This is a genomic window from Paenibacillus sp. FSL M7-0802 (assembly GCF_038004945.1).
Taxonomy (GTDB): domain Bacteria; phylum Bacillota; class Bacilli; order Paenibacillales; family Paenibacillaceae; genus Paenibacillus; species Paenibacillus polymyxa_B.
In genome coordinates, this window is record NZ_JBBOSD010000001.1 from 2,951,039 (window position 1) to 2,967,524 (window position 16,486).

A 16,486-nucleotide genomic window follows, 5' to 3' on the forward strand; every position below is an offset into this window, starting at 1 on the left:
AGTTTCAATGAAAAAAACAAAGCAACTTAGAGACTTGGTCAATTCACAAAAACCAGAGTTTATCATGGAGGCTCATAATGGTCTGTCAGCCAAAATTGTGGAGGAGGCAGGATTTAAAGGAATTTGGGCCAGCGGGTTATCCATCTCTGCAGCGATGGGAGTAAGGGACAACAATGAGGCCTCCTGGACGCAGGTTTTGGATGTTTTGGAATTCATGAGTGACGCTACCTCTATCCCGATTTTGTTGGACGGAGATACGGGGTACGGCAACTTCAACAATGCAAGGCGCTTGGTGAAGAAACTGGAGCAGCGCCATATTGCGGGGGTATGTATCGAAGATAAGCGGTTCCCCAAAACGAATTCTTTCATTAACGGTCAAGAGCAGACTTTGGCTGATATCGAAGAGTTTTCCGGGAAAATTAAAGCGATGAAAGATACGCAGACGGACACGGATTTTACGGTGGTGGCCAGAGTAGAGGCATTTATTACCGGGAGTGGGCTTAAAGTGGCGCTGCAGCGGGCGGAGGCATATCGAAAGGCAGGAGCCGATGCCGTATTTATACACAGCAAAAGATCGGATGCCGCAGAGATTGAAGCGTTCATGAAAGAATGGGCTGGAAGATTGCCAGTAGTGATCGTGCCTACCAAATACTATACGACTCCAACCATCAGGTTTCAGGAGATGGGGATTAGCCTTGTGATTTGGGCAAACCATAATTTGAGAGCGTCCATTCAAGCCATGAAACAATTATCTGGCCGAATTTATCGGGATGAAAGCCTTGTTCATGTCGAAAAGGAAGTCGCAACCCTCGAAGAAGTATTCCGGCTTCAAGGGGTCGAAGAGCTGCAAGCTGCGGAAAAGAAATATCTTCCATCGTCAGAACCGGATTCGGGTGAGCGCGTATAATGGACACGAAATTGTTAGGAGAAGAGCTGAAAAAATTAGGATTTACCTTTTTCAGCGGTGTTCCATGCTCCTTCTTGAAAAGCTTGATCAATTATGCCATAAACGAATGCGATTATGTTGCAGCGGCTAACGAAGGGGATGCGGTCGCCATTGCATCCGGAGCTTATATAGGGGGGAAGAAATCGGTAGTCCTTATGCAAAATTCGGGGCTGACCAACGCTGTTTCGCCATTGACCTCCCTTACTTACCCTTTTCGTATTCCTCTGCTTGGATTTGTCAGTCTGCGCGGAGAACCGGGGATACCTGACGAGCCTCAGCATGAACTGATGGGCCAGATTACAACGCAAATGCTGGATTTGATGGATGTGGAATGGCAGTATCTCTCCAAGGATTTAGAGGAGGTAAAAAATCAATTGATCCAGGCTAATGAGCAAATTGCCCGGAATCGCCCGTTCTTTTTTGTCGTTAAAAAAGGCACGTTCGACAAAGAGCCATTGAAAAAACAGCAAACCTCCATCCATTTAAATCAGATCCGGCAGCATGGTCGTGCGAATCATCAAATGCCTACGCGCTATGAAGCATTATGTGCGATTAACTCCATGAAAGACAGCCATACCGTCCAGCTCGCAACAACTGGTAAAACTGGGCGCGAACTATATGAAATTGAAGATGCAGATAACAACCTGTACATGGTAGGTTCTATGGGGTGCATCGGTTCTTTTGGACTGGGGTTAGCTCTGAGCCAACCAAGCAAAAATATTGTCGTGATTGACGGAGACGGATCTCTGTTGATGCGTATGGGGAGCCTGGCAACCAACGGGTACTACCATACGGCCAATATGATTCATATCATGCTAGATAATAATGCCCATGAATCAACAGGCGGGCAAAGTACGGTATCGCATAATATTGATTTTATAGATATTGCTGCTTCCTGTGGGTATACAAAGTCGATTCTTGTTCACAGTCTCGAGGAACTAAAAGTCTTTTTACAAGAATGGAAAATGAATAGAGAACTTACGTTTTTGTGTCTGAAAATATCCAAAGATTCTAAGGATCAGCTTGCTCGTCCGCATATGAAGCCTCACGAAGTAAAAGAACGTCTGCAGCGTTTTATTCATAACTATCCTTTGAAGGGCAAGGAAGTGGGCGGTTCATGAGTTCTGTCGTCAAGAAAAACATTTTGCTAACCCCTGGGCCGGCAACGACTACAGAAAGTGTGAAATGTTCACAGGTGGTTCCGGATATTTGTCCTCGTGAAGCCGAGTTTGGCCAAATCATGGAGTACATTTCTACAGAACTGACCCGGTTGGTTGCTGACCCGGATGATTATGCGACCGTATTGTTTGGCGGATCAGGTACTGCAGCGGTGGAATCCATCATCAGTTCGGTCCCGAATCACGATGCAGTAATCATTGTCAGCAATGGGGCCTATGGAAAACGGATGTGCGAGATAGCGAAGGTTTATGGGGTAGATTATCTTGAATTCAAAAGTCCCCCCGATGATGCGATTGATTTGGCTGAATTAGAAAGGTTTATCCAATCTTCCGAACGCACTGTCTCCCATCTGGCCGTCGTACATCATGAGACGACAACTGGCCTGCTTAACAAGGTGAAGGATATCGGAGAATTGTGCAAAAGATATCAAATCGACATGATCGTGGATGCCATGAGCTCATTTGCGGCCGTTCCAATTCAATTGAAGGAAATGAACATTGCCTACCTGGCGGCAAGCTCCAACAAAAACTTACAGGGAATGGCCGGGGTTTCGTTTGTGATCGCCGAAAAAAGCAAATTGGAGAATTTGAAAGGCCAGAAACCAAGAAGCTATTATTTGAATTTGTATGCTCAATATAACTACTTTGTGGAACATGGGCAGATGCGGTTTACTCCCCCAGTCCAAACCTTATATGCGCTTAGACAAGCGATTGAGGAATTAAAGCAAGAAGGGGTGGATAAAAGGTACGAAAGGTACGCGACATCCTGGAAAACCTTAATTAACGGGTTAGCCCGGTTAGGCCTAACCTATATCATTCCCGAAGAGCATCATTCCAAGATCATTACTTCCATTCTTGAGCCTCATTGTGCAGGTTATGATTTTCAATCTATGCATGATTATTTTTATAGCAAAGGCATGATGATTTATCCCGGCAAGCTAGAGAAGCTAAATACGTTCCGGATTGCCAATATAGGTGATATTACGTATAAGGAAATGGAGTTATTTTTGGAATTGCTTGAAGGCTATCTCAGTAGCATAAAATGCGGATGAGAAAGGTGGAGTCCCCATGGCATCAGGAGCAAAAGATAAGTGGTACAAATATTTGTTATTGAGAAGGTATGCGTCTCTGAGGTCTTATGTCCCCGAAACGAGGCTCCTGGATAGGTATAATTTCTCGAAACTTCTCTCCAAGTACGTGCATGTTATTGTGAAACCGGTGTGGGGGAGTCGTGGACGGGGGATCTTCCAGGTCTCCTGGTTAGGAAACCATAAGTACATCGTACATTACGAGAATAAAAGAGTTTTAGTAAGGGGTAGAACCAATACGTATCATTATATTAGAAGAAAAATCGGGAACGCCAGTTATATGGTTCAACGCAGAATTACCCGTCCGACCATCAACAAACGCCCTTTTGATATGAGAGTCATCATTCAACGGAGAACCGGCTCACCTGTATGGGTAGTCACAGGGAAGGTTATCAAAGTTGCAGGCAAAGGTTATATTGTTTCCAACAATACACGGAGTAAGGGAACTTTACTCAGTTTTAAATCCGGCATAAAACAATCTTCTGTTCGGCACCTGTCTGCCAGTGCCCTAGAGTCCCATATTAATCGTGTTTCCATCCGTTCCGCGAAGAGATTAAGTAATTTTTTTCCGGGACATCGTATATATGGACTGGACATTGGAATAGACCGGAAAGGACGTATCGGGATTATTGAGGCTAATCTTTATCCGGCAAGGTCCCATTTCCGTAAGTTGAAGGATAAAACGATGTATTACCGCATTACGGATTACAAAAATGGATAACATAAATGAAAAGGTGGCTCTGTATTCATCAGAGTCACCTTTTTCTCATACGGTTTCTAAGTCGGGAGTTTTAGTCATGGGACAAGGATTATTAAATGGTGTTACCACGGGATTTGTGATAATATTTACACCTATATAGAATGAGGAAGTGACATAGTGATTAATATAACAATTCCAACTCCGGATATCACAATTACCAAACAGGTTAACCCTGAGCTCAGCCATATTTACGGATTTACCGACTTTCACCTGATCCCTAGAGATAAGGCTGGTATCTTTATGTTCTACAATACACAGGAGGAATTGTTGTTCGTTGGTAAAGCAAGAAAGCTGAGACAAAGAATCAAAAAGCATTTTGAAGATACGGTATCGCCGATCAAGGACAAGCGGAACGAAGTAGCGATTATTGAGGTTTGTATTGTGGAAGATGCTGTAGAGCGAGAAATCTATGAAACCTACATCATCAATTCACAAAAGGCTAAATATAACGTCGAAAAAGTGTTTTTTAAATAATGAAGTAACTTCCGTATGAAAAAAAAGAGCAATAAGTCGCAGTGACTGTACTGCCCTTATTGCTTTTTTGTATTTCTGCATTTTAGATCCTTCCAGAGAGGGGCCGTGGTATGAATAAAACAGATCGTTTGCTAGCGATCTTGCTAGAGTTGCAGCGTAAGGATATTTTACGAGCCGAGGATTTGGCAGCCATATTCGAAACGAGTGTGAGGACCATCTATCGGGATATTCAGGCTCTAAGTGAATCGGGCGTACCGATTATAGGAGCACCGGGCATTGGATATTCCTTGATGGAGGGGTACTTTCTGCCCCCCCTGAGCTTTACCGCAGAAGAGGCTGTGGCGTTGCTAATCGGAACGAATTTTGTCGAACAAAAATTTGATACAGACTACGGTATCAAGGCGCAAACCTCCCGCAGGAAGATTGAAGCCATATTACCGGAGAGCGTTCGCAGGGAAGTCTCCCGGGTGCGTACGACCATCAGATTGCTCGCGGTGGGTGAAGGGGCAAACCATAGCGAGAAAACCTGTTTGGAAACGCTGCGTCTCGCTGTATTGGAAAAACGGAAAGTACAGTTTGGCTACTCCAAAAGAATGCCAGAGGCTGACGGGAATCGTCAAAGTGTGCGTGTGGTCGCTCCTTATGGTCTTGTACTGCTCCGTGGTTCTTGGGTGTTAATTGGGCAATGCGAATTGCGACAGCAGCTTCGCCATTTCCGTCTGTCACGTATGGACAAGCTTATCGTGCTGGAGGACAGGTTTCAGTTGCCTGTCGATTTTCATTTGCAGGATTACAAGCAAACCGATGACCGTCATGTAACTGTTCGCATATTAGCACGTTCAGATATCGCAGATAAGGTGAAGGAAGCGAACAACTTTTATATGGAGGCCATAGAGGAGCGTGCAGATGGATTGCATGTACTCTTCCGCGTCAGACAGCCAGAGGAACTACTGCAATGGATACTTGGATGGGGCGCGGATATGGTTGTGCTGGAGCCTGAGTCGCTCAGGGAGCGGATACGTGTGGAAGTGGAAAAAATGTTGAAATGCTACTGACATAATGCTGTCAGTAGCATTTTTGTATAGTAAAGCTACTTTGATAGAGAGGGGCAATTATTAATATATGAATACAACTGAAACATTGCAGCGTTTCGAAGAAACGGCACAACACTATCTTCTTGAATTGGACAGCTTTAGCTTGGAGGAACTGCAATACACACCTCAGGAGGGTCAATGGTCGCTTGGACAAATGTATCTTCATTTGGTGAACTCTGCACTGTATATGCATCTTAAGAACATTGATCTTTGTCTACAGCCTAATGGGGAGACAGGAGTTAAAACGGAGGCAGGCACAGCCATTTTTAATCTGGGGAGCTTTCCGCCAATGCGTATCCAAGTTCCACCATCCCCTCAGTACACTCCCCAACAACCCACTAGCAAAGAAGAAATTGTGGAGGGATTAAACGTCGTGATCCGCAAGATGAGAGAGATTGAGCCGACCGTTGGGAAATCAACAACGCTGTTCACCGTCTCTCATCCCAGTTTTGGTGCGTTGAATGCTGGAGAGTGGTTTGAGCTCATTGAGATGCATTATCGTCATCATCTTTTGCAGAAGGAGCGCTTGAAGCACGCAATAGCCGATTAATCGTCTCCCGACGCAGCCCAATAAACTGGCCGATTTCCTCCTGCGTCAGCACGTCCGTTAACGTGGCGGGTGCGATGTAGGAGTGGAACCAGCGTTGGAGCTTCCGCAGCTTCTCGGCAGGTGATACCTCGGTGAGTTGGTCAATTCGTTGCTGCATCATGCGCAACTTGTCCTGTAGCTGCAAAGCGATAGCCCGACATTGAGCCGGATCTTGCTCCAGCGCCTGATACCATTCTTTTTGCGACAAAACCTCAACCTCAGAGGTTACCAACGCCACCGCTGTACCATAATAAGGATTGGGGCTGATCAGGGAGTGGTGCGGGATGATTTCATCGGGCACAATCACATTAACTAAAATTTGCGAGCCGTCTTCATGGACTCGGACAATTTTTAACAAGCCGCTCTTTAAGTGATATAAAGGGCCGGATTCTCCTTGTCGAAATAAGGTCTCGCCTTTGTGTAATATCATGAACGTAAACAGCCTCCATTCCATGTATTCCAGCTTTTAGATGAACCCGCCATTGACGCGGATCGTTTGCCCGGTAACCCACTGTGATTTGGCGCTGACCAGAAACTCAATCACATCAGCGATATCTTCCGGTTCGCCGAGCCGCCCCATAGCATTCATTTTTTTCATGCCTTCGATTTGCTGCTCGGTTTTTCCTGCTTGGAAAAGCTCGGTGTTCACAGGACCGGGAGCCACAGCGTTGATCGTAATTTGCTTGCTTCCGAACTCTTTGGCTAGCTGACGGGTAAATTGCTCCACTGCGCCCTTGGTACCTGCATATACGCTATAGGCTGGGAACATTTGTCCGATCACGGATGTAGACAGGTTCACGATTCTTCCGTAGTTCTCCATATATTTCATGGCTTGCTGACATGCAAAGAAAGTGCCCTTTACATTGAGTGCGAATTGTTTGTCAAAATCTGCTTCGGTTACCTCAGCCAGAGGTTGGGTAATCATCAGCCCAGCGTTGTTAACCAGAATATCCACTTTACCGAATTCAGCAATCGTATTTGTAAATAATGCTTCAATATCACTCATTTTGCCCAGATCAGCGTGAAGTGCTATGGCTCTGCCGCCCTTTTGAAGAATGCTCTTCACGACTTCTTGGGCTTTGTCCGGACTGCTGGCATAATTGATGACTACATTAGCGCCCAGATCAGCCAGTTGCTCGGCAATGGCACGTCCAATCCCTCTGGAGGACCCGGTGATAATTGCTGTTTTTCCGTCCAAATGCTTCATATGTGTTTTTTCCTTCTTTCCATATCTATTTTAAGTGATTCCTTTTTCTAAAAGCATCCACACATCCGAAAACTCCTGATTAATCACGGGACTCTTCCATTCGTAAGCATGAGCGGGATGATGAAAACGGGCTGTGGCATAGAAAAGGGTACGCGCCAGTTGGGCTGGCTGATCCGATGTGATGTCCCCGCGTGCAATGATATCAGCGAGCTGGTCCACAATGTGTGTGATATGCAGGTCGATTAAATCAGCGGCTTGCTCGGTGACCCTCGTATACATCTCAAACATTTCCTCGTCATCGCGGGCATAATGCTGCTTAAGTTCGACCAAGGTCTGTATATATCGTTTTAAATGTGGCGTTCCCAGTATAAATGAATTCTGACAGACCTCCGTTAACGGGCCGATAATCTTTTCATTCAGCCATTTTTCGGTCACGCCTTCAAGAAGCTCGGCCTTACTTTTAAAGTGTCGGTAAATGGTGCCATGACTTACTCCCAGTACTTTGGCAACATCGGTCACGGAGGTTTTGGCTACACCAAAACGTCTAAGGGTGTCTTCTGTAGCGATGAGAATCTGTTCCTTGGTTAGCACATCTGAGGATTTTTCCATAGGGACACGGTCAAGTGCCGTGTGAGTCACCTCCTTGAAGTCAGGATAACACAAAGAGTATCAAATGACAAATATTCATTTTTGTCATTTGATACTCTTTTTTTAAAGAATCCAAAGAAGTGAACGGAAAAATTACAATAGCGATTCGATGACAGGATCAATGGCACAGGGCTCGGTTGTTACTTCAAACCTTCCTTTTACATGGCCATCGCGATCGACCAAGAATTTAGAAAAGTTCCACTTGATACCGTCGCCAGCGTATATTTCTGGATACTTATCCCGCAGGAAATCCTCCATCCATTGACCGTCTTTGGTCTGGGTATCGAAGCCTTGAAACGGTGCCTGTTGGGTCAGATATTGAAATAAAGGATGAGGAGATAAGCCTCTTACATCCGTCTTCTCAAATAGCGGGAAGGTTACTCCATGGTTCATTTGACAGATTCCCTGAACCTCCGAATGGCTACCCGGCTCTTTTTCATTGAATTGGTTACAAGGAAACGCAAGGATTTCAAAACCTTGTTCCCTCCGTCTTTCGTAGAGCCTCTGCAGATCAGCGAATTGACTGGAGAAGCTACACTTGCTGGCTGTGTTTACAATGAGGAGAACCTTTCCTCTGTAGTCTGAGAATTCAATCGGTTTCCCGTTAATTGAGGTTGTCTGAAAATCATAAATAGACATATTAACGTTCCTCCTCACGTTATTTTTTAATACATCATATATCCAGAATTATTATTGGTCTAATATATTATTGGAATCAACTTTATAGGTATTTGCAATAACTTCATCATGCAAAGACCACATTGTTCATTTCTCTCTTGAAATCAAAGAAGACTCGCCTTAAAGAAAGTAGGAGATTTGCCTCTTTCATAGCAAACTGTGGCATTCGCCGTTACCAAGATAGAATATAGTTGCATATTCATGTAATGTGTGCAAAAACCCAACAGAATCGAGGGATATTCGTGCCCATTGGAAAGATGATTCAATACAAGGAAATGCGACAACATCCCATTTTACGTTCTCACTTGCCCGAAACCCGCTGGATCAGTAATGCAAGGACTTTACGGATGCTGGATACCTATCGCACAGTCTTCATCAAGCCTAATTATGGGAGTGGAGGAACTGGCATCATACGTGCGAAAAAGCTGGGGAGGAAATATGAGATTCGTTGTGGCTCCAGTCGCAGAGTCGTTAGATCCCACGCCGTAAGAAGAGCAGTTAGAACCTATCGGAGACCTCATCGCCGTTATTTGGTACAGCAAGGACTTAAGTTAGCCAAGTACAAAGGTTCCATTTTTGATGCCAGAGTGTATATGCAGAAGCCGGAATCGGAATGGGTCATTTCAGGAATAACCGGCCGTGTCGCTGCACCTCGAAAAGTCGTTACCAACTATCGGAAGGGAGGACATGCGGCGCCGTTGTCCAAAGTGCTTTTAAGGGTCTTTAAAAATGACAGAACAAAAATGAAAGAGATTCTGGACCAGATCACCGAGCTTTCTAGAATCATTGCCGACACGATAGATACAAATCATCCGGTTCGCGAGCTGGGCATCGATCTTGCTATTGAAAAGAGCGGTCAAATCTGGATTATCGAGGCCAATCCGCATCCCGGACATATGTTGTTCAGGCAGCTCCCCAATCACAAGATGATTCGCAACATTTTGAGAAACAAACGTCGTATTCATCACTAGGATAAAGTTTGTGAAATCATTCATTGATAAGAAAAGAGGAGAACGCCCAAGCAAAGATGCGGGAGCGTTCTTCGTTTTTTTTGTTAAATGACTGACGGATTTAAGACGAAGCTTTTATGTTAAAATGTGTCCGCCATCCACATGAAGGACTGTTCCGGTCACAAACTGATTTTGAATCAAATAAATTACACCTCGTGCAACATCCTCGGCAAGTCCAACTCGCTTCACAGGAAGCTTATGCGCGATCGTATCATAGAATTGATTGCGCGTATTTTCAGGCATTTTGCTGCGTGAAGGTGTATCAATAATGCCGGGTGAGACGACATTCACGCGGATGGGAGCAAGCTCTAACGCCAAGGTTTGACCAAGATTCGAAACCGCTGCATTCACAGCACCGAGCGCAGAGGAGCCAATCATCGGCTTGTATGCCACCACTCCTGAAAATAAGGTAATGGAACCCTCGGTTGAAAGTTGGGAAGCTCCGTATTTAGCTGCATAATACTGGCCCCAAAATTTGTTTTCGAATAGCTTGCGGGCTTGATCCGTCTCCAACTGAAGGAATGACCCACCTGAGGTTTCTGCCGCGCTAACGATAAGATGATCATAGGGGCCGACTTTTCCGAAGAAGGATTTTACCTGCTGCTCATCTGACGTGTCCAGCACATGTATTGCAGCACGAGGGCCCAGCATTTCTTTGGCCTTGTGCAATTTATCCTCCGAGCGGCTGGCGATTACCACTTCCGCTCCAAGCGAAATGACTTGCTTAGCTGTTTCTAAACCAATACCTGAGCTTCCACCAATAATGACAATCTTTTGGTTTTGCAAATGGATTCCCTCCTAGTGTTCCTCTGGATTTGTTAATCATGTAATACGGCTTGTAGATGTATATCAAGATCAGTAATAAATTTAGGTATATTTGGATTTTTAATAACATCGTAGCACGCAAAGCTTTTCAAAGGCTCCATGCCGAGAAATGTATGTGCAGAATGCAAATGCCTGAGTGCGGCTTCTAGACTAGCGCCATTTAAAAATTGATTTGGATCATTAAAAGCTTTTTCTGGAGCGTTCCAAGTCGTGGAGAACATATATTTCTTGTCGGTTAATAAACCTCCGCTACCATATTCATGAGCACCCGTGAAGAATACACCGTAAGCATAGACTTCATCCATATAAGTCTTTAATAATCCAGGAACGCTGAACCAATAGATAGGGGTTTGGTAAATGACTACATCCGCCCATAAAAATTTTTCTTGTTCTTCGCTGAGGGTATAGCCATTTTGAACAGACGTTGTTTTGATTTTGTTCTCTTCACTTAAGAGACGCACCATATTGTCCATCAATGTTCGGTTCAATTTCCCTTCAGACGAATCATATTTTTGATGACCGTTAATGATTAGTATATTTTTCATCTCTTCACCTCCTCGTATTAGAGAAAACATGACTTGCTACACCGATATTGTATATGTAGTAAGTTTATTTAGGGAAGTAGTGATATTTAATTCATATAGTTTCCTAAATGGAACTATTGTGATACCATTGGGTTTAACAGATATTTTTGGAGGAGTTCCTATGCACGCCCAAGAACCTATTGAATTGACCAAAGGAATACCAGGCAAGCCGTGTCCTATTGCCCAAACACTTGACTTGATCGGAACGAAATGGACTTTTTTAATCATCCGCGACCTTCTTATCGAAGGAACACTGAGATTCAGCCAACTTCAAAAATCCATGAAGGGGATTAGCCCCAAAACGCTTTCCCTACGCCTGAAGGAACTTGAAGATAACGGCCTATTAGAAAGAAAGGTATATGCCGAGGTTCCCCCGCGTGTTGAATATTCGTTAACGGAAAAAGGGAAGCGACTGGAAGGTATTTTTATTGAGCTGAAGAGATTTGGCTTAGATTTAAAAGCAGATCATTGAGGGACATGACGCAGTATTCCAAGGTATCGTTGAGATGAACGATGCCTATTTCTTATATACAAAAAAGGAAGCGCTTACTATAAAGTTCACAGAAAGTTCACTTATGTGGAGGTTTTGACTATTTATATAATTACCAAGGTACACAGAAGGGATGATGGAATTGCCAACAACGAAGAAAGAAGATTTTTATTTTGGTTTAATGATGTGCTTGGGGATGGTCGTATTCATGACATTTTATAATCTATATACAAATGACTTGATTGGCACAATATCTCTAAAAGTAATGTTTCTGCAATTTATTTTATGTTTTATCATTGCTTTCGTATTGGAATTATTTATTGTCGGTCCACTAGCAAAGAAAATAGCCTTCTCATTACCATACGACAAATCTAAAAAGGTATTTGTGATTCTGTCCCTCTCATGCTGTATGGTCATTGGAATGGTTCTCTGTATGTCACTTTATGGATTGGGGACAGCTTACTTTTTTAATGGTCTTTCGGGAGACTCATTATTTAAAAATTACTTGTTTTTAGTTTGTAAGAATTTTATTTTTGCTTTCCCTCTGCAGCTCTTAATTGTAGGGCCGCTTGTTCGGTACTTATTTGTTAAATTCGTGAAAGATACACGAATTGCGGTATCTCTAAGCTAAAAAACGTAGTCAACGACGGTATACGATAGCTCAAAATCCGCCTTCTGTCTGAGAAGGCGGCTTGTTTTTACGCAGAAATCCCAGTATTTTTACAGCGTTTGTCCGCTGTCCACCGTAATAGTCTGGCCTGTCATGGCTTCCTGTTCCAAAGCAGAGCAGATCATGCTAGCAATATCCTCGGGCGTAGAAATGCGCTGTAGGAGCAAATGAGGAAACAGTTGCTTCATTTGTTCTTCCCTGCCTGCCCACCATCTTGTCGCTACGGCTCCCGGCACGATGCAATTGACGCGAATATCCGGTGCCAGTGCTCGTGCTAAAGATTTGGTCAGCCCGTGGACGGCCGCTTTGGATACCGCATAGGGAAGAGAGGAACCTAGCCCTGTTTGCCCTGCTATACTTCCCAGATTGACGATAGCTCCTTGTTTACTACGCTTCATAAAAGGAGCTACGGCTCTGGCGCAGTAAAACATGCCTTTTACATTTACATCAAATAGATCATCCCATACCTCTTCCGTGGCTGCCTCCAGATCATCCATAGGAATGTGATGTGTAATGCTAGCGTTATTCACGAGTATATCAATCGTACCGAATTGCTGGACAATCTGATCAACCATAGTTCGAACTTCCTGATCTCGGGAAACATCTGCCTGTAATGCGATAGCACGTCCGCCCTTTTCAAGGATCATACGTACAGTTTCCTCAGCATCGTTTTTAGAGCGGGAATAGTTTACGACTACCGTAGCTTTTCGATCTGCCAAGGCCATACATACGGCTCTCCCAATTCCTGTACCTCCACCTGTAACCAGTGCTACTTTTTGATGTAAATCCATATATATTCGCTCCTTCCCATCCAGTTCATTTTGCGTCTGAAAAATAATATGATCTGATATGTATCATTGTAGAAGATGTATTGTGTTCTGTATAATTGAATTAACTGAATTTACAATTCAATAAAATTGAATTAATTGTGCATATAGGAGTTTGAGAATGGACATTAAAACACTCAAAACATTTCAAATGATTGTGAATTACGGGAGTTTTATTCGTGCAGCGGAAGAGTTGAATTATGCACAATCTACCGTGACGATGCAAATACAGAAGCTGGAGTCCGATATGGGAATTCAACTGATCGAACGGGGCAAGAAAATAAAGTTAACTGAAGCGGGCAGGATGTTTTACGAGCAAAGTCTACATATTGTAAAGGATATGGAGCAATTGCAGGAAAATATGGACAATCTGCAAAGAGGAACCGCAGGCGACCTTCGTATAGGAGTGACCGAACCGACTGCCAGTTACCGACTACCAGAAATTTTAAAACGATTCTTAACCCATTATCCGAACATTCGGGTTTCTGTTGAGTTTGGGAATACCCCTACTCTAAGCGAGCGTGTTCTCAAGGGGGATATTGATTTAGCGCTGTGCTCCGCACCGGATTTGGGCACAGAGCTATATTTTGAACCTTTATTTAGGGAGAGATTTGTAGTTTTGATGCCTGAAAATCACCCGCTTGCGCAAAAAGAAAAGATTGGGCCGGAGGATTTACAGGGGCAGCGGTTGCTTATTACGTCGGCCACCTGTCCATATCGTCGCAAACTTGAAATGGTCATGAAGGAATATGGAATAACCATATTAAACACGATGGAAATTGGCAGCATGACGGCTCTGAAATTTTATGTGGAAAGCGATTTAGGTATTGCACTTGTGCCACAAATTCTGGTCAGTTCTGCCCCAGCAGGAACAGCGGTGAGGGAATTAAGCGGCAGCCTGATCGATATGACCTTCGGCCTTCTTTGCAAAGCAACAGACTATCCGCTAAAGCCGGCAGGTTCAAGCCTATACTCTGTGTTGAAGCAGGAGCTTGGGGAGTTGCCTGGGAGCATTAAGCTAGAGTAGCGAGTATGCAGGGAATTGTGTTTTCTGTCACCTTCTGATGTAAATACAGTACGGTATAAAACCGACTGCAATAGGCAGTCGGTTCGTTGTTTACTTTTTCTTAATCGGAATCCAAACTTCACTTCGGTAGTCTTCAGCATGTGAATCGCCCATAGTATACACTTCCAGTTCCGGGCCGCCTGAATGCTCATAATTACTGGCAGGGAACCATTCCTGAAAAATTCTTTGCCATACCTTTTGGATCGAGTGAGGCATAGGGCCGATGGATGTAAATACTGCCCAGGTTGAAGCTGGAATGGTTCTGGCTTCCAGCCCATTCGCGGTCGCTACGTCTTCGCTGCCTTCTGCGGCAATCAGGTACGTGAATTTCTCTTCCCCATGCTTGAAATCCAAACAAATACCGAGGATGTCGTCGCCTGTTCCCAAGGCATGAATCTGATCCGATGTACCATCCGCATTCAGTTCGTTCCAGAATTTTGGGATTTCTCGAAGATTATCGCCGTTCTTAGTGGTGACTTGAATGGACTTGCCAATGACCGTAAAGGCCGCCTTCTCTATAATTTTGTAATCCATTTCCTGATCTCCCTTCAACGATAGATGGAAGGTGATACGTGGAAAGGCTTTCAGGTTTACCCCAGGGCTTCTGGCCTCAGAGGGCGAAATACCGTGTACCCTTCGGAACGCTTTAGAAAAAGATTCGGGGGAATCATATCCGTATTTGAACGCTACATCCAGCACCTTGGCGGAAGAAAGACTCAATTCCTGAGCAGCCAAGGTCAATCGACGTTTGCGCACATATTCTGCAACCGTAACGCCGGTTAGCATATGAAACATACGCTGAAAATGGAAAGGAGACGAGTAGGCTGCCTTTGCAATTTCATCGATATGGAGTGGCTGCTGCATTCTCTCTTCCATCAGATCCAGTGCGTTCTTGATCCGAAGCAACCATTCCAACCGCATCACCTTCCTTAGTTGTAATCATATCATTAGGAGTATCTGTAATCCTGTCTTTGCGTGCTCTTGTTGAACAGGTTCTGTCGCCTAGTTTAATGTGGCTTGTACTTTGTTTCAAGATATAATTTCGCGCTAAAATTTTGGAGAAACCATGTGCCTGCCCCCTTGTGTTCATAATTAAAATTTGGGACAATGGAAGAGGCGTTTAAATAGCGCAGATTGCTTAAACATGCTATGATGCAATGATGGTTGAGACAAATGGTGCGTGCTTAGTTTCATATAGAGGAAGACGAATTTGAATGTTTTGAAAAGAGGATCGAACATGAAAAAAGAATCCATTTATGGATTAACGCTAGATCAATTGACAGCATGGCTCATCGAGCATGGACATAAGAAATCCCGGGCATTGCAGGTATGGGACGCATTGTACCGGAAGCGGGTTACTGATTTTGCAGCGATGGCAGAGGTTCATGAGGATTGTACTCGCCTGTTGGCCGAGCATTTTTCCATTGAAACACTTGAAGAACACGTGAAGCAACAGTCAGCAGACGGGACGGTCAAGTTCTTGTTCCGGCTTCAGGATGGTAATTTGATTGAGACAGTATTGATGCGGCATAAGTTTGGTTTATCTGTATGTGTGACTACGCAGGTAGGATGTAACATTGGGTGCAGCTTCTGTGCGAGCGGATTGTTGAAGAAGAGCCGTGACCTGTCCAGCGGTGAAATTGTAGAGCAAATTATGAAGGTCCAGCTGTATCTGGATCAGGAACGACCGGGCGACCAGGTCAGTCACGTTGTTGTGATGGGAATTGGCGAACCGTTTGATAACTTCGTGAACCTGTCCGATTTCATTCGGGTCATTAAGGATCACAAAGGGCTAGCGATTGGGCCACGGCATATTACCGTTTCCACAAGTGGACTGGCTGATAAAATCATTGAATTTGCAGATTCCGACCTGCATGTCAATTTGGCGATCTCCCTCCACGCTCCGAATAATGAGATTCGTACTCGCATTATGAAGATCAACCGGGCGATTCCGATTGAGAAACTCATGCAGGCGATTGATTATTATTTGGACAAAACAAATCGTCGGATTACGCTGGAGTACATCTTGCTGAAGGATGTTAATGACGGTAAGGAGCACGCGCTCGAACTGGCTGAGCTGGTGGGCCATCGCCGTAATCTGGCCAATGTAAACCTGATTCCGTACAATCCGGTGGATGAGCATAGCCAATACCAGCGGAGTGAGTCGGAGTCGATTACTGGCTTCTATGATGTTCTGAAAAAACAAGGCATTAGCTGTAGTGTTCGGCTGGAGCATGGAGTCGATATTGACGCGGCCTGCGGGCAGCTACGCAGCAAGCAAATCCGCAAGGATGCCAAGGGTAGCCGCAATGCGGAGCGCGAAGCCATTAGTTAAATACACAAGCGTACTCT

At 44.4% G+C, this 16,486-nt stretch carries 20 protein-coding genes; 12 read left to right on the forward strand and 8 right to left on the reverse strand.

Annotated features, from left to right (window positions below; all coding sequences use genetic code 11):
• Window positions 1–7: 7 nt before the first annotated feature.
• From aepX to MHB54_RS13785, 7 genes are all read left to right on the forward strand, one after another.
• Complete coding sequence (gene aepX / locus MHB54_RS13755) at window positions 8–907, forward strand: phosphoenolpyruvate mutase (RefSeq protein ID WP_023991021.1); 900 nt, start codon at window positions 8–10, stop codon at window positions 905–907.
• Window positions 907–2,067: a phosphonopyruvate decarboxylase gene (gene aepY / locus MHB54_RS13760; RefSeq protein ID WP_340981663.1), complete on the forward strand. Its 1,161-nt coding sequence runs from the start codon at window positions 907–909 to the stop codon at window positions 2,065–2,067. Before aepX ends, aepY begins: the two co-directional genes overlap by 1 nt.
• Window positions 2,064–3,176 (forward strand): 2-aminoethylphosphonate aminotransferase, encoded by a 1,113-nt coding sequence (locus MHB54_RS13765; RefSeq protein WP_068939194.1) that lies wholly within the window; start codon window positions 2,064–2,066, stop codon window positions 3,174–3,176. The genes aepY and MHB54_RS13765 overlap by 4 nt, the downstream gene beginning before the upstream one ends.
• A gap of 16 nt (window positions 3,177–3,192) precedes the next feature.
• Window positions 3,193–3,933: a YheC/YheD family protein gene (locus MHB54_RS13770; protein WP_160788318.1), complete on the forward strand. Its 741-nt coding sequence runs from the start codon at window positions 3,193–3,195 to the stop codon at window positions 3,931–3,933.
• Between the two features lie 156 nt (window positions 3,934–4,089).
• Window positions 4,090–4,446 (forward strand): nucleotide excision repair endonuclease, encoded by a 357-nt coding sequence (locus MHB54_RS13775; RefSeq protein ID WP_023991017.1) that lies wholly within the window; start codon window positions 4,090–4,092, stop codon window positions 4,444–4,446.
• Between the two features lie 110 nt (window positions 4,447–4,556).
• Window positions 4,557–5,501, forward strand: a complete 945-nt coding sequence (locus tag MHB54_RS13780; protein ID WP_340981664.1) for a helix-turn-helix transcriptional regulator — start codon at window positions 4,557–4,559, stop codon at window positions 5,499–5,501.
• A gap of 67 nt (window positions 5,502–5,568) precedes the next feature.
• Window positions 5,569–6,090, forward strand: coding sequence for a DinB family protein (locus MHB54_RS13785; RefSeq protein WP_023991015.1), 522 nt, complete (start codon window positions 5,569–5,571; stop codon window positions 6,088–6,090).
• Here MHB54_RS13785 and MHB54_RS13790 read toward each other — a convergent pair.
• The 4 genes from MHB54_RS13790 to MHB54_RS13805 form a co-directional block, all read right to left on the reverse strand.
• Window positions 6,023–6,559, reverse strand: coding sequence for a Crp/Fnr family transcriptional regulator (locus MHB54_RS13790; protein ID WP_076156685.1), 537 nt, complete (start codon window positions 6,557–6,559; stop codon window positions 6,023–6,025). The two genes, MHB54_RS13785 and MHB54_RS13790, sit on opposite strands and share 68 nt — an antisense overlap.
• Window positions 6,560–6,595: 36 nt before the next feature.
• Window positions 6,596–7,336: an SDR family oxidoreductase gene (locus MHB54_RS13795; RefSeq protein WP_103744506.1), complete on the reverse strand. Its 741-nt coding sequence runs from the start codon at window positions 7,334–7,336 to the stop codon at window positions 6,596–6,598.
• 30 nt (window positions 7,337–7,366) lie between these two features.
• Window positions 7,367–7,945, reverse strand: a complete 579-nt coding sequence (locus MHB54_RS13800) for a TetR/AcrR family transcriptional regulator (protein ID WP_028540896.1) — start codon at window positions 7,943–7,945, stop codon at window positions 7,367–7,369.
• A gap of 132 nt (window positions 7,946–8,077) precedes the next feature.
• Window positions 8,078–8,623: a glutathione peroxidase gene (locus MHB54_RS13805; protein WP_340981665.1), complete on the reverse strand. Its 546-nt coding sequence runs from the start codon at window positions 8,621–8,623 to the stop codon at window positions 8,078–8,080.
• Between the two features lie 281 nt (window positions 8,624–8,904).
• Here MHB54_RS13805 and MHB54_RS13810 point away from each other — a divergent pair, with 281 nt between their 5' ends.
• The gene (locus MHB54_RS13810) at window positions 8,905–9,633 is read left to right on the forward strand and encodes a YheC/YheD family protein (protein WP_023991010.1); all 729 of its coding nucleotides are present in this window, start codon (window positions 8,905–8,907) and stop codon (window positions 9,631–9,633) included.
• Between the two features lie 114 nt (window positions 9,634–9,747).
• Here the strand turns inward: MHB54_RS13810 and MHB54_RS13815 are convergent, their stop codons facing one another.
• Window positions 9,748–10,458 (reverse strand): SDR family oxidoreductase, encoded by a 711-nt coding sequence (locus tag MHB54_RS13815; protein WP_023991009.1) that lies wholly within the window; start codon window positions 10,456–10,458, stop codon window positions 9,748–9,750.
• 32 nt (window positions 10,459–10,490) lie between these two features.
• A complete protein-coding gene (locus MHB54_RS13820) occupies window positions 10,491–11,042 on the reverse strand; it encodes an NAD(P)H-dependent oxidoreductase (protein WP_340981666.1) in 552 nt (183 codons plus the stop codon).
• Window positions 11,043–11,202: 160 nt separating this feature from the next.
• On the opposite strand from MHB54_RS13820, the gene MHB54_RS13825 reads away from it, so the two are divergent.
• Both MHB54_RS13825 and MHB54_RS13830 read left to right on the forward strand, forming a co-directional pair.
• The gene (locus tag MHB54_RS13825; RefSeq protein ID WP_340981667.1) at window positions 11,203–11,553 is read left to right on the forward strand and encodes a winged helix-turn-helix transcriptional regulator; all 351 of its coding nucleotides are present in this window, start codon (window positions 11,203–11,205) and stop codon (window positions 11,551–11,553) included.
• Between the two features lie 160 nt (window positions 11,554–11,713).
• Complete coding sequence (locus MHB54_RS13830) at window positions 11,714–12,202, forward strand: hypothetical protein (protein ID WP_340981668.1); 489 nt, start codon at window positions 11,714–11,716, stop codon at window positions 12,200–12,202.
• Window positions 12,203–12,291: 89 nt separating this feature from the next.
• Here MHB54_RS13830 and MHB54_RS13835 read toward each other — a convergent pair whose 3' ends face one another.
• On the reverse strand, window positions 12,292–13,032 hold the full coding sequence (locus tag MHB54_RS13835) for an SDR family NAD(P)-dependent oxidoreductase (protein ID WP_340981669.1): 741 nt from the start codon (window positions 13,030–13,032) through the stop codon (window positions 12,292–12,294).
• A gap of 157 nt (window positions 13,033–13,189) precedes the next feature.
• Between MHB54_RS13835 and MHB54_RS13840 the strand changes: the two genes are divergently transcribed.
• On the forward strand, window positions 13,190–14,095 hold the full coding sequence (locus tag MHB54_RS13840) for a LysR family transcriptional regulator (protein ID WP_340981671.1): 906 nt from the start codon (window positions 13,190–13,192) through the stop codon (window positions 14,093–14,095).
• A 90-nt stretch (window positions 14,096–14,185) separates the two neighbouring features.
• Here the strand turns inward: MHB54_RS13840 and MHB54_RS13845 are convergent, their stop codons facing one another.
• Complete coding sequence (locus MHB54_RS13845; RefSeq protein ID WP_340981672.1) at window positions 14,186–15,055, reverse strand: AraC family transcriptional regulator; 870 nt, start codon at window positions 15,053–15,055, stop codon at window positions 14,186–14,188.
• A gap of 316 nt (window positions 15,056–15,371) precedes the next feature.
• Here MHB54_RS13845 and rlmN point away from each other — a divergent pair, with 316 nt between their 5' ends.
• Window positions 15,372–16,469 carry a 23S rRNA (adenine(2503)-C(2))-methyltransferase RlmN gene (gene rlmN, locus MHB54_RS13850; RefSeq protein WP_023991003.1) on the forward strand — a complete coding sequence of 366 codons (1,098 nt, stop codon included), beginning with the start codon at window positions 15,372–15,374 and terminating at the stop codon, window positions 16,467–16,469.
• The last annotated feature ends 17 nt before the right edge of the window (window positions 16,470–16,486 follow it).